Source organism: Brevibacillus dissolubilis (genome assembly GCF_006170445.1).
GTDB classification, from domain to species: Bacteria; Bacillota; Bacilli; order Brevibacillales; family Brevibacillaceae; genus Brevibacillus_B; species Brevibacillus_B dissolubilis.
On the sequence record NZ_VCNA01000010.1, the window covers coordinates 191184 to 201877 of the forward strand.

A 10694-nucleotide genomic window follows, 5' to 3' on the forward strand; every position below is an offset into this window, starting at 1 on the left:
GAGAGATTTCTCATGACAAAAGCAATCGTATATTCCAGCACCACCTGCAACTTCTGCAAACAAGTAAAAACCTACCTCGAAGAAAACAACATCCCATACGAAGAGCGCAACATCGACCTCAACGACCAATACGGCCAAGAACTGCATGATCTGGGTATCATGTCTGTACCACTCACTGTGATTGGCGACAAGCAAATCCTCGGCTTCAACCCAGTCCGCATCAAAAAAGCAGTCGCAGCACTCGAAGAAGCTTCCCAAGCCTAATCACCCACACAAAAAAGGAGAGATACTCAACATGACAACCAACCAGACTTTTCGCGTAGGACTCCCAGCCCCTGACTTCAATATGCTCAGCACCAAGAACATGGATACGCTCGAAGAACGCGTACAGCTCTCCGACTACCGTGGCAAATGGCTGATTTTCTTCTTCTGGCCATTCGACTTCACCTTCGTCTGCCCGACCGAAATCATCGCTTTCAGCGAAGCGGTAGAAGATTTTGCTGACCTCGATGCGGAGATCCTCGGCGTGTCCACAGACAGTGTACACACGCACCGCGCATGGATCAGAACTCCGCGCGAACAGCACGGCATCGGGCCAATCAACTACACCATGGCAAGCGACTTCAATAAAGAAGTATCCCGCGCATATGGCGTATTAGATGAAGAAACAGGCGCTGCTCACCGCGGTCTGTTCATCATCGACCCAGAAGGCATCCTGCGCTACCAAGTCGTAACTGACATGAACGTAGGCCGCAGTGTACAAGAAACTCTGCGCATCCTCCAAGCCCTGCAAGCAGGCGGTCTCTGCCCAGCCAACTGGCGCCCAGGCCAAAAAACGCTCGACGCGAAGTAATCCAAACACGCCCCCCAACTCCCTATTCATATAAAAAAGCACAAGGATCGGCGACTATCTCGTCCATCCTTGTGCTTTTTTTACAGGTGAAAAAAAATCACCCGAACTCAATAAGAGGCCGGGTTTATTTCGGTTCATCTTCTTCTGCATACGTCTTGAGAAACACATCGACGAACTTCAGCATCTCTTCCCGTTGTTTCTCGTTTAGTTTATACTTACTTCCATAGAACTCGATCGCCCGGCTGTCTTTGATGAAAGCAGGGAAATCACGCGGGCTCGTCACATAGATTTCGTCGCGGGGCTCATCTGTTAACCCTAAGAGATAATCCGTGGTCGAACCAAGCGCATCGGCCAGCCTGTCCAATGTCTGTCGTCCCGGAAGATGTTGGGACGTAGACTCCAGCTGCTGGATCCGATAGGGAGTAAGAGAGGTTGCTTCCGCTAAGGCTTCGACTGTCATGCCTTTTGCTACACGGAGGCGGTTGAGGCGCTTTTTGAAAATATCAAGACTGGACTCGTCCTTTTGCGGTGGATACGGAATATCCGTACGGCCCAGCAGATAGTCGATTGAGACTTGGAAAAAATCCGCCAGCTTGTTAAGCTTGGCATAATCCATCTCATTGTCTGCGGTCTCATAGCGGGCATAGGTAGGCCGCTTGATATGCAACAGCTCGGCCAGTTCATCCTGCGTCACGTTCTTATCTTCACGCAAAAGTTTGAGTCGTTCGGCTACAATTTTTTTGTCAACCATCGGAATCACCACCTTTTCGTACATTGTGAATTATAGGTGATGGAATATCACACTAAAACAAATGTGCAAAAATACTACCCGTGTCAATTTTGTGCTTTCGAATCACATCCAGAACATACGAACGAATGTTCCTATATACACATCATACATAGTGCTACTTCCATTTGCAAGTAATAATTAAGCTTTTTTGTCATGCCAACAAATTCTTAATCAGAGAAGGAGTCCGTCCCTATGCATTACTATGGCAATGAAACGATCATGTCGCTGGAAGCTGTGCTGGCCCTGCGTCCCAATGAAGTCCGCATTCTCGAATGGGTGCGTACCTATGAATTTCTAGAAAATAAATATGGACTGGATGATCCAGTCAACCACTTCCTCGATATCCGCATCGAGCCGGACGGTGTTCGCATCCGCAAGAACGCGATCACGGATTTTCCTGACTATGTGACCGAGAACGAGGAGCTGCATCCTGACGTAGAAACTGCATTACCCATTTTTATCGGCTGGGCGCAAGAGATTCTCGCCAAGCTGGAACAGGAGGAGAACCAATGAGCCAACGCAAAACCTATTTGTACCAAATCAAGCCCAACCGCTCCGACTTCCTCACCACGATGACCGAAACCGAACAGGTGGTCATGGGCGAACACTTAGCCTATCTGCAGAACCTGCTGGATAAAGGCCAACTGCTCCTTGCTGGACCGTGTGAAGATGCGACGTTTGGGATCGCCGTCTTTTACGCTGATTCCGAGCAGGAGGCGAGAGCGGTCATGGAGAATGACCCAGCCGTTCGTGAGCAGATCATGAACGCGCGGCTGCATCCGTTCCGCGCGGCCTTTTTCGCTGGACAGTCGAACCCACAAGCATAATCGTACATCTCTAAAAACCTTACCAGCCTCTATCCAATTAGAGGTTCGGTAAGGTTTTTTTGTATTTTCCATGTCATTTCCGTTTTCTGCGACTATTCACGGGGGTCAGCGAATATAAGAGTTTTATATGGATAAATTTTGCTTCGCATATACAAGCAGATTCCATGCTTGCATGTTACTGATTCCGCACGTTCCGTCGCAGATGGCGGGCCGTGCTTTTGCACATACAGTTACAGGAGAGGAGAGAGCCATACATGTTTAAAAAGGAATGCATCGCCATGCTGCTTGCGGGCGGCGAAGGCAGACGGCTCGGTCTCTTGACACAGAGACTGGCCAAGCCGGCTGTTCATTTTGGCGGTAAATACCGCATTATCGACTTTACACTGAGCAATTGCAGCAACTCCGGGATCGATACGGTCGGGGTGCTGACCCAGTATCAGCCGCTTGTGCTCAATTCCCACATTGGGATTGGCAGCCCGTGGGATCTTGATCAGAAGAACGGGGGTGTCACTGTCCTGCCGCCATTTGTCGAACAGAACGGCGGGAGATGGTACAAGGGAACGGCCAATGCGATCTACCAGAATCTGAATTTTATCGAGCAATACGACCCGCAATATGTACTCGTCATCTCCGGCGACCACATCTACAAAATGGACTATTCGCTGATGCTCGAACATCACAAAGCACAGCAGGCAGAAGCCTCCATCGCGGTGATCGAGGTTCCGATTCAGGAGGCCAGCCGGTTTGGGATCATGAGCGTTGATGAAGAGCTGCGAATCACCGAATTCGAAGAAAAGCCCAAACATCCCAAAAACAATCTCGCTTCCATGGGCATCTATATTTTCAACTGGGACGTGCTCAGAAGCTACCTGCTCCTCGACGAACAAAACCCTGACTCCAGCAACGATTTCGGCAAGGATGTGATCCCGCGTATGCTTCGCGAGGGACGGCGGATGAGCGCTTATCGTTTCCAAGGCTATTGGAAGGACGTAGGTACGGTAGAATCGCTCTGGGAAGCCCACATGGATCTGTTGGCGGAGAAGCCTGAGCTGGACATGTACGAACCCGAGTGGAAAATCTACGCCGTCAATCCCAATCAGCCACCGCACTACATCGCCCCCACCGCCCGTGTCCAGCGTTCACTGGTCAACGAAGGCTGTCTCGTCTACGGAACGGTCGAGCACTCTGTCCTGTTCTATGGTGTTCACGTCGGGGCAGGCTCCCATATCCAAGATGCCGTCATCATGCCCAATGTCAAAATAGGCCGAAATGTCACCATCCACAAAGCCATCATCGGCGCAGGCACGATCATTACCGACGATGCCGTAATCGGTTCACCGGACAGCCCTGATGTCATACTGATCGGGGAGAATGATTACATCCAGCCTGCCATCATTCCACACAGCTAAATCAGACGAATGGAGTGTATGTACGATGCCCAATGCCATCGGAGTCATTAATCTTGCCATCAACCAACCGCTTCTGCATGAACTGACCTACTCCCGCTCCACGGCTGCTGTCCCGTTCGGTGGCCGTTACCGTTTGATTGATTTTGTCCTCTCCAACATGGTCAATTGCGGCGTGAAAAAGGTAGCCGTCTTCACCAACAACAACTCCCGTTCCCTCATGGATCATCTGGGCTCCGGCAAAGAATGGGGGCTTGACCGCAAGCAGGGGGGACTGTTTATCCTGCCGCCCTCCACCATTCCCAACGGTACTTTTGGGGGCGATCTGCAGCAGTTTGCCGCCAATCTGGACTATTTTTTGCGCTCCAAGGAAAAGTACGTCATTATTTCCTCCAGCCATATGGTCTGCAACATCGACTTTTCTGATGTGATGCGTTCTCATGTGAGGTCAGGTGCCGATCTTACGCTCATCTACAAGGAGCTGAACAGCCAGACCGAGGATTTGTCCGACTCAATCACGCTCGATGTCGGGCTCAACGGCCGTGTGCGCGCCATGAGGGACAGCCACATCGAACAGGGCAGCAACAAGGTCTACATGCGGATGATGGTGATCTCCAAGGAACTTCTAGTCGATCTGGTGAAGAGAAGTGTCAGCCAAAACTACTACGACCTGCTGCGTCATGTCATCATGCGCAATCTCGACCGCTGGCATGTCAACGCCTACGAATACAAAGGGTACCTTGGCATCATCAACTCGATCACCAACTACTATCGCAACAGCATGAACCTGCTCAAGCCGGAGAACTGGCACAGCCTGTTTTTCTGCCCTAGTGTCATCTACACCAAGGTCAAAGACGAAGCCCCCGCGATCTATTCCGAACACGCCCGCGTCACCAACTCGCTCATCGCCAACGGCTGCATCGTCGAGGGCACGGTGGAGAACAGCATCCTGTTCCGAGGGGTCAAGGTTCATAGAGGCGCGATCATCCGCAACAGCATCATCATGCAAAAATGCGAGATCGAAGCCTCAGCCATCCTCGAAAACGTCATTCTCGACAAAGAGGTCCACGTCAGTGTCGGCACCTGGCTGGAAGGAGAGAAGCTAGTTCCCGCCGTCTATTCCAAAAAGAGCGTGATCTAGAGAAGAGAGGGAGAGAGAGCGACCATGAAGATAGGCTTTATCGCATCCGAGTGTGCTCCTTTTATCAAAACAGGCGGTCTGGCCGATGTCGCAGGCGCACTTCCGCAAGAGCTGCGCCGCCAAGGACACGATGTCCGTGTCTTCCTGCCCAAATACCGCGATATCCCCAACCGCTATCAGAAAAATATGAAACACATCGTCTCGTTCAACGTCCCGCTCGGCGGGCGCAATCTGCATGGTGGGATTGAGGAGCTGACGCACGACGGGATCACCTACTGTTTTGTAGATAATCTGTATTACTTTAACCGCCCGGGCCTGTACGGCTACTATGACGAGGCAGAACGTTTCGGCTATTTTGCCAAAGCGGTGCTGGAATCCTTACAGCATCTTGATTTTCAACCGGACATTCTGCATGTTCACGACTGGCAGACCGGCATGATTCCGTTGCTGTTGAAGACCCACTACGGCCATCTCCCGTTTTATCAGGGGATCAAGACCGTCTTTACCATTCATAATCTCCAGTACCAAGGGATTTTTCCTGCTGATGCGCTTGGCCATATTTTCGGTCTCGGTCAGGAGCATCTCCACATCGACGGTCTGGAGTTTCACGGCAACATCAACTATATGAAAGCCGCTCTCAACTACGCCGACCAAATCACCACGGTAAGCCCCACCTATGCGCAAGAGATTCAGATGCCGTATTACGGAGAGCAGCTGGACGGTCTTTTGCGGAAACGGGCAAGCGACCTGCACGGCATCCTCAACGGCATCGACGACCGTTCGTATAACCCGCTGACAGACCCGGCGATTTTTTATCCTTATGATGGTGATTCATTAGCCGCCAAGTGTGTTAATAAACAAAAACTCCAAGAACAGCTGGGACTTCCGATCAATCCAGATGTACCATTGATCGCTGTCATTACCCGCTTCGTCCCGCAAAAAGGCATCGATCTGATCCTGCATGTCCTTGAAGAGATCCTTGCCGAAGACGTGCAACTGGTCGTCATAGGTACGGGGTATGCACACTACGAGCATGCTTTCCGCGAAGCCGCCCATCGCTATCCGCACAAGCTTTCTGCCCAGATTTTGTTCAGTGAAAGCCTGGCACGCCAAGCCTACGCAGCCTCAGACCTGTTCCTGATGCCATCCCGTTTTGAACCATGCGGACTCAGCCAACTGATTGCCCTGCGCTATTTCAGCGTGCCAATCGTCCGCGAAACAGGCGGTCTCCGTGATACTATACATTCCTACAACGAGGAGACAGGGGAGGGCAATGGCTTTACCTTTACCAATTACAACGCTCATGACATGCTCTACACGATCAACCGCGCGCTCCATTATTACCGCGACCGCACTGTCTGGCCCAAGCTGATGGATCAAATCGCCCAGGCCGATTTCAGTTGGCGCGAGTCCGCCAAGCAATACAGCCAGATCTATGCCCAACTGTTGGACAGCAGAGAAAAGGAGCTGGAGATATGCCTAGACCGTTAGTGATCGGTAATGGAAAAATGCTGATTAACTTTGATGACCGTCTGCGCATGCGCGACCTGTACTACCCTTACGTGGGGATGCACAATCATATCGGCGGCCACTTCAGCAAAATGGGGGTCTGGGTCGACGGTCAATTCAGCTGGCTCGACGACGACGGCTGGCAACGCTCTCTCCGCTACATGCGCGACTCCCTTGTCACAGATGTCACGGCCCGGCATGAGGGGATGAATCTGACCTTACATATGGAGGATGCTGTCCACCAGCGGGAGAACATCTATATTAAGCGCGTCCGCGTCTGCAACCATGCCGATACACCACGCGAAGTCCGGCTCTTTTTCCACCATGACCTCAACCTCAACGAGACAGAGGTAGGCGACACAGCCGTCTACGACCCGACCCTTGGCACCGTCTATCACTACAAGCGCAATACCTACATCATGATCAACGGCCGAACAGACGAAGGCGGCATCTACCAATACAGCATCGGGATCAAACGCTTCAACCACGCCGAAGGAACCTGGCGCGATGCCGAAGACGGCGAACTGGACGGCAACCCGATCGCCCAAGGCTCCGTGGACAGCACGATCTCCTTTCGACTCACCCTCGACGCCTATGAAGAAAAAACGATAAATTACTGGATCACCATCTCCGATTCATACTCCCACGTCAAACGGCTCAACCAATATGTCGTAGACAACGACCCTAACCATCTCCTGACGCGTATCGGTGTCTACTGGCAGCGCTGGGCCAACAAGCAGGAACAAGACTTCGCCAACCTCTCTCAAGACCTAATCGACCTCTACAAAAAAAGCCTGCTGATCGTCAAAACTCAAACAGACCAGCACGGCGCCATCCTCGCAGCCAACGACACCGACATCCTCCAGTTCAACCGTGACCACTACAGCTACATGTGGCCTCGCGACGGTGCGCTCGTCGCCCTGGCCATGACCCGTGCAGGCTATGACGGCTCCGTTTCCCGCTTTTTTCAATTTTGCAGCGATGTCCTGACCAAAAACGGCCACCTTCTGCATAAATACAACCCCGACGGCTCCGTAGGCTCCAGCTGGCATCCCTTCATCCAAAACGGCGAGATCCATCTGCCGATCCAAGAAGACGAGACAGCCCTCGTACTCTATGCCTTATGGGAGTACTACGTCCACAGCGGACAGCTTGAATACTGCCAAGAGCTCTATGCCTCACTGATCCGCCCTGCCGCCCGTTTTCTCGCCTCCTACATTGACGAAGAACTCGGTCTGCCACAGCCTAGCTATGATCTTTGGGAAGAGCGGAGGGGCATATTCACCTTCACGTGCTCAGCTGTCTACGCCGGTCTCAAAGCCGCCGCCAACTTCGCCAAGCTCTTTGGTGATGATCACCGTCACACCCGCTATGATGAAGCCGCCGAACGCATCAAAACATCCATGGCCCGCCACCTCTATGACGAAAAAGCAGGCCGTTTCCTACGTGGCATCTACCTCGAGCCCGACCGCACGATCAGCCAAGACCCCATTATCGAATCCAGCATGTTTTCGCTCTTTTCGTTTGGTGTATTCCCGCCGGATGACCCCCGCATCATCAACACGATCAATGCGATGAAACAGAAGCTCCTCGTCAAAACCGAAATCGGCGGCTACGCTCGCTACGAAAACGACTACTACTTCCAAAAAACCACCGACATCGCCCGCATCCCCGGCAATCCATGGATCATCTGCACCCTCTGGATCGCCGAATGGGAGATCGCCCAAGCCCAATCTCTTGATGAACTCACCGAACCACTCAAAAAGCTTCAATGGGTCAACCGTCACGCCATGGAGAGCGGGGGACTGCCGGAACAACTCGATCCGTTCACTGGAGAACCACTCTCAGTCGCTCCTCTGACTTGGTCGCATTCCACCTATGTCATGACGGTCACCCAATACGTCAAGAAGTACCGCCAACTCCAATCCACCGCAAAAGAAGGGGAGTAGAGACGAAGCATTTGAGCCGGAGAAAACTCTGGCTTTTTTTGCATGTATAACTTTTTAATAAAAAGGGTTGATTTATAGGAAACAGCATGATATATTAATTTCTCGTGAGCGACGTTTTCGAAAAAAGAAACGAAGCCACATTGATGGTTGAGGGGCTGTAGCTCAGTTGGGAGAGCGCCTGCCTTGCAAGCAGGAGGTCATCGGTTCGATCCCGTTCAGCTCCACCTTCTTACCAGAAGATTACAGTTGATTCTTGATTGATAACATGATAGAATCACTTTCGTCGATAATATTCCTCAGTAGCTCAATGGTGGAGCAACCGGCTGTTAACCGGTAGGCTGGCGGTTCGAGTCCGTCCTGAGGAGCCATAGATGGACAGGTGTCCGAGTGGCCGAAGGAGCACGATTGGAAATCGTGTAGGCGGTGTCGAACCGTCTCGTGGGTTCAAATCCCACCCTGTCCGCCATCTATTTTTTAAGTGGCCCGTTGGTGAAGCGGTTTAACACAGCAGCCTTTCACGCTGTCATTCAGGGGTTCGAATCCCCTACGGGTCACCATTACATACGGAGGCTTAGCTCAGCTGGGAGAGCATCTGCCTTACAAGCAGAGGGTCGGCGGTTCGATCCCGTCAGCCTCCACCAATATTTATCTAACATATGGAGCTGTGGTGAAGTTGGAGTTCACGCCGGTCTGTCACACCGGAGGTCGCGGGTTCGAGTCCCGTCAGCTCCGCCATATGTAATGGCTCGGTAGCTCAGTCGGTAGAGCAGAGGACTGAAAATCCTCGTGTCGGCGGTTCGATTCCGTCCCGAGCCACCTTATAATCACATAACTTTGCCGGTGTAGCTCAATTGGTAGAGCACCTGACTTGTAATCAGGGGGTTGTGGGTTCAAGTCCTATCGCCGGCACCAGTGTTGGGGTATAGCCAAGCGGTAAGGCAACGGACTTTGACTCCGTCATTCCTAGGTTCAAATCCTAGTACCCCAGCCATTTATGAGAGCCATTAGCTCAGTTGGTAGAGCATCTGACTTTTAATCAGAGGGTCGAAGGTTCGAGTCCTTCATGGCTCACCATTTATTAGTTTGCCACTCAATGCGGGTGTGGCGGAATTGGCAGACGCACCAGATTTAGGTTCTGGCGGGCGACCGTGGGGGTTCAAGTCCCTCCACCCGCACCAAAAATCATTCATCTTGCGGACGTAGCTCAATTGGTAGAGCGTCGCCTTGCCAAGGCGAAGGTCGAGGGTTCGAGACCCTTCGTCCGCTCCAAGTATTTTCACAATATATGTGCCCTTAGCTCAGCCGGATAGAGCGTTTGACTACGAATCAAAAGGTCGGGAGTTCGAATCTCTCAGGGCACGCCATTTATAGTCGGGAAGTAGCTCAGCTTGGTAGAGTACTTGGCTTGGGACCAAGGGGTCGCAGGTTCGAATCCTGTCTTCCCGACCATGTTTTTTGCCGGGGTGGCGGAATAGGCAGACGCAACAGACTTAAAATCTGTCGGGAGTTTCTCCCGTATCGGTTCAAGTCCGATCCTCGGCACCAATCCTGTTTCATATGGCGGCGTAGCTTAGCTGGCTAGAGCGTTCGGTTCATACCCGAAAGGTCGGGGGTTCGACTCCCTCCGCCGCTACCATTTTAGGGGCATAGTTTAAAGGTAGAACGAAGGTCTCCAAAACCTTTGGTGTGGGTTCGATTCCTACTGCCCCTGCCAACTTTATAACTTGTGTATGGCGGTCGTGGTGAAGCGGTTAACACACCGGATTGTGGCTCCGGCACTCGGGGGTTCGAATCCCCTCGATCGCCCCATTACATTTTGGGAGTATAGCCAAGTGGTAAGGCACGGGTCTGCAAAACCCTCACCCCCGGTTCAAATCCGGGTACTCCCTCCATACCTTGTCTCAGTAGCTCAGCAGGATAGAGCAACCGCCTTCTAAGCGGTCGGTCGGGAGTTCGAGTCTCTCCTGAGACGCCATTTTATATTTTGCGGTCGTGGCGGAATTGGCAGACGCACCATCTTGAGGGGGTGGCGGGGCGACCCGTGTGAGTTCGAGTCTCACCGACCGCACCAAACAAAGTTTTCGAGAATGTCCTTTGAAAACTGAACAGCGAAAGCAAATGATAATTCAGCCAAGCAACAAGTTTTTGACCTAGATCAACTTCAACTTTATTGGAGAGTTTGATCCTGGCTCAGGACGAACGCTGGCGGCGTGCCTAAT

The 10694-nt window shown here is 52.0% G+C and carries 9 protein-coding genes and 21 tRNA genes; 29 read left to right on the plus strand and 1 reads right to left on the minus strand.

The features are described from left to right. Window positions 1-12 precede the first annotated feature (12 nt). On the plus strand, window positions 13-264 hold the full coding sequence (locus FGI41_RS18790; RefSeq protein ID WP_139491873.1) for a glutaredoxin family protein: 252 nt from the start codon (window positions 13-15) through the stop codon (window positions 262-264). A 31-nt stretch (window positions 265-295) separates the two neighbouring features. Further along, window positions 296-853 carry a peroxiredoxin gene (locus FGI41_RS18795; RefSeq protein WP_139491874.1) on the plus strand — a complete coding sequence of 186 codons (558 nt, stop codon included), beginning with the start codon at window positions 296-298 and terminating at the stop codon, window positions 851-853. A gap of 124 nt (window positions 854-977) precedes the next feature. Here FGI41_RS18795 and FGI41_RS18800 read toward each other — a convergent pair whose 3' ends face one another. Next, window positions 978-1604, minus strand: coding sequence for a helix-turn-helix domain-containing protein (locus FGI41_RS18800; RefSeq protein WP_139491875.1), 627 nt, complete (start codon window positions 1602-1604; stop codon window positions 978-980). A gap of 231 nt (window positions 1605-1835) precedes the next feature. On the opposite strand from FGI41_RS18800, the gene FGI41_RS18805 reads away from it, so the two are divergent. The 27 genes from FGI41_RS18805 (at window position 1836) to FGI41_RS18935 (ending at window position 10546) form a co-directional block, all read left to right on the plus strand. Then, complete coding sequence (locus FGI41_RS18805) at window positions 1836-2156, plus strand: hypothetical protein (RefSeq protein ID WP_139491876.1); 321 nt, start codon at window positions 1836-1838, stop codon at window positions 2154-2156. Beyond that, on the plus strand, window positions 2153-2470 hold the full coding sequence (locus tag FGI41_RS18810; RefSeq protein WP_139491877.1) for a YciI family protein: 318 nt from the start codon (window positions 2153-2155) through the stop codon (window positions 2468-2470). Before FGI41_RS18805 ends, FGI41_RS18810 begins: the two co-directional genes overlap by 4 nt. Before the next feature lie 254 nt (window positions 2471-2724). After that, window positions 2725-3879 (plus strand): glucose-1-phosphate adenylyltransferase, encoded by a 1155-nt coding sequence (locus FGI41_RS18815; RefSeq protein ID WP_139491878.1) that lies wholly within the window; start codon window positions 2725-2727, stop codon window positions 3877-3879. Window positions 3880-3904: 25 nt separating this feature from the next. Beyond that, window positions 3905-5017, plus strand: coding sequence for a glucose-1-phosphate adenylyltransferase subunit GlgD (glgD, locus tag FGI41_RS18820; protein ID WP_139491897.1), 1113 nt, complete (start codon window positions 3905-3907; stop codon window positions 5015-5017). Between the two features lie 24 nt (window positions 5018-5041). Beyond that, complete coding sequence (gene glgA, locus FGI41_RS18825; RefSeq protein WP_139491879.1) at window positions 5042-6508, plus strand: glycogen synthase GlgA; 1467 nt, start codon at window positions 5042-5044, stop codon at window positions 6506-6508. Then, window positions 6493-8475: a glycoside hydrolase family 15 protein gene (locus tag FGI41_RS18830; protein WP_139491880.1), complete on the plus strand. Its 1983-nt coding sequence runs from the start codon at window positions 6493-6495 to the stop codon at window positions 8473-8475. The genes glgA and FGI41_RS18830 overlap by 16 nt, the downstream gene beginning before the upstream one ends. Window positions 8476-8626: 151 nt before the next feature. Then, window positions 8627-8699: transfer RNA gene (locus tag FGI41_RS18835), tRNA-Ala, on the plus strand. A 69-nt stretch (window positions 8700-8768) separates the two neighbouring features. Then, window positions 8769-8843, plus strand: a tRNA-Asn gene (locus FGI41_RS18840). 5 nt (window positions 8844-8848) lie between these two features. After that, a tRNA-Ser gene (locus FGI41_RS18845) sits at window positions 8849-8941 on the plus strand. A 14-nt stretch (window positions 8942-8955) separates the two neighbouring features. Next, window positions 8956-9032: transfer RNA gene (locus FGI41_RS18850), tRNA-Glu, on the plus strand. A gap of 8 nt (window positions 9033-9040) precedes the next feature. Continuing rightward, window positions 9041-9116 (plus strand) — tRNA-Val (locus FGI41_RS18855). A 17-nt stretch (window positions 9117-9133) separates the two neighbouring features. Further along, window positions 9134-9210, plus strand: a tRNA-Asp gene (locus FGI41_RS18860). Window positions 9211-9218: 8 nt separating this feature from the next. Continuing rightward, a tRNA-Phe gene (locus tag FGI41_RS18865) sits at window positions 9219-9291 on the plus strand. A 20-nt stretch (window positions 9292-9311) separates the two neighbouring features. Further along, window positions 9312-9387: transfer RNA gene (locus tag FGI41_RS18870), tRNA-Thr, on the plus strand. 4 nt (window positions 9388-9391) lie between these two features. Beyond that, window positions 9392-9466 (plus strand) — tRNA-Gln (locus tag FGI41_RS18875). A 7-nt stretch (window positions 9467-9473) separates the two neighbouring features. Beyond that, a tRNA-Lys gene (locus FGI41_RS18880) sits at window positions 9474-9549 on the plus strand. Window positions 9550-9570: 21 nt separating this feature from the next. Next, window positions 9571-9653: transfer RNA gene (locus FGI41_RS18885), tRNA-Leu, on the plus strand. A gap of 15 nt (window positions 9654-9668) precedes the next feature. After that, window positions 9669-9744: transfer RNA gene (locus FGI41_RS18890), tRNA-Gly, on the plus strand. Between the two features lie 18 nt (window positions 9745-9762). Further along, window positions 9763-9839: transfer RNA gene (locus tag FGI41_RS18895), tRNA-Arg, on the plus strand. An 8-nt stretch (window positions 9840-9847) separates the two neighbouring features. Then, a tRNA-Pro gene (locus FGI41_RS18900) sits at window positions 9848-9924 on the plus strand. 8 nt (window positions 9925-9932) lie between these two features. Beyond that, window positions 9933-10020, plus strand: a tRNA-Leu gene (locus tag FGI41_RS18905). Between the two features lie 14 nt (window positions 10021-10034). Beyond that, window positions 10035-10111, plus strand: a tRNA-Met gene (locus FGI41_RS18910). 4 nt (window positions 10112-10115) lie between these two features. After that, window positions 10116-10189 (plus strand) — tRNA-Trp (locus FGI41_RS18915). A 19-nt stretch (window positions 10190-10208) separates the two neighbouring features. Further along, window positions 10209-10284 (plus strand) — tRNA-His (locus tag FGI41_RS18920). A 9-nt stretch (window positions 10285-10293) separates the two neighbouring features. Beyond that, window positions 10294-10367, plus strand: a tRNA-Cys gene (locus FGI41_RS18925). A gap of 6 nt (window positions 10368-10373) precedes the next feature. Next, window positions 10374-10450, plus strand: a tRNA-Arg gene (locus tag FGI41_RS18930). A gap of 11 nt (window positions 10451-10461) precedes the next feature. After that, window positions 10462-10546: transfer RNA gene (locus FGI41_RS18935), tRNA-Leu, on the plus strand. Window positions 10547-10694 lie beyond the last annotated feature (148 nt).